This window comes from Oleiphilus sp. HI0066, assembly GCF_001635725.1.
Map to the genome: position 1 here is coordinate 1 of NZ_LWFH01001224.1, position 1,265 is coordinate 1,265.

The following is a 1,265-nucleotide window of genomic DNA, read 5'->3' on the forward strand; positions in this document are numbered from 1 at the left end:
GTTCCAGGAAACATAGGTTTAGCACTCTGGGGCGTTCTTTCTGTCGGTGCCGCGATATACGTATTTACTCAAAGAACACACAAAATTCATACCCGCGCCATCAAATACACTTTGGGTTCGCTACTGTTGCTGATCGGTGCGCTCTGGCTATTTGGAGCAATTAAAGGATCGAATGATCCTATGCGACCGCTTACCAGTGCAGTTCTGAGTGAAAGTAAGCTCCCGTTTATCAAGGTCTACTCTTTAAAAGATCTTCAAAACGAGCTAGAAAATGCAAAACTTGCTGGCAAGCCTGCTTTTGTAGACATATATGCCGACTGGTGTATTAGCTGCATCATTATGGAAAGAGACGTCTTTCCGCAACAAGATATTGCCGACAAGCTTGGTCAGTATTACCTCATCAAAGCAGACATGACTAAAAATGATGCAGGCAACATTGCATTGATGGAAAAATACGAAATATTTGGCCCGCCTTCTTATCTGTTTTTCGATACAAATCAAAACGAAATGAAGCAACTTAGAGTTGTTGGTGAAATTGGGAAGAAGCGTTTCCAAGAGCGATTAAATCGAGCTCTTGGAAATTCAGAATGAATTCGTCATTAGCACTACCCATCGCCGCAATTATTGGCGGTGAAATCTGTTTTGCCATCATGGGGGCGCTTATAAAATATATGAGCGCCGACCTGAGTACAGAAACCATTGTGTTTTTCCGCAACTCCCTCGCGCTCATTATCATCATCCCATTGATCATTCATCAGTTTGGCTTTACAGGTTTTAAAAGCCAGCAAATGCATCTGCACTTAGTGCGTGGTTTGATAGGTGTCAGTGCAATGAGCTGCTTCTTTTATATTTTGGGCCGCATGCACTTTACCGAGGCGATTCTTTTAAAACTGTGCACACCGTTTTTTATCCCATTGATCGCAGCATTGTGGCTAAAAGAAATAAGTTCTGCAGCAACTTGGTTTGCCATCATTCTTGGTTTCATAGGTGTGTGCATTATTAGTGAGCCTAAGCTTCAACAGAATATGTCAGCCACATTCGATGCGCTATCTCTGGTAGGAATTGGTTTGTTAGGTGCGTGTCTCGCGGCGTTGGCAAAAGTCACTATCCGTAAGATGGGCGGCGGAGAGCCCGCCTTGCGAACCGTGTTTTACTTCGGTTTGTTTGCGAGTTTAGCGTCGTTGCCGGTTGCGCTTCAGAACTGGTCAGAACCGTCTTTTAATCAGTTTACCTTGTTATTGACGCTTGCCGGAGTTGCCACATTA

Annotated in this window: 2 protein-coding genes; both read left to right on the plus strand. The window is 44.0% G+C overall.

Translation table 11 applies throughout. The annotated features are described in order from the left end of the window. Window positions 1-591 (plus strand): thioredoxin family protein (locus A3738_RS17660; RefSeq protein WP_156504315.1); only part of this gene is annotated, 591 nt, incomplete at its 5' end. Further along, window positions 588-1,265: DMT family transporter (locus A3738_RS17665; RefSeq protein WP_068763742.1), on the plus strand; the 678-nt coding region annotated here is incomplete at its 3' end. The genes A3738_RS17660 and A3738_RS17665, both read left to right, overlap by 4 nt.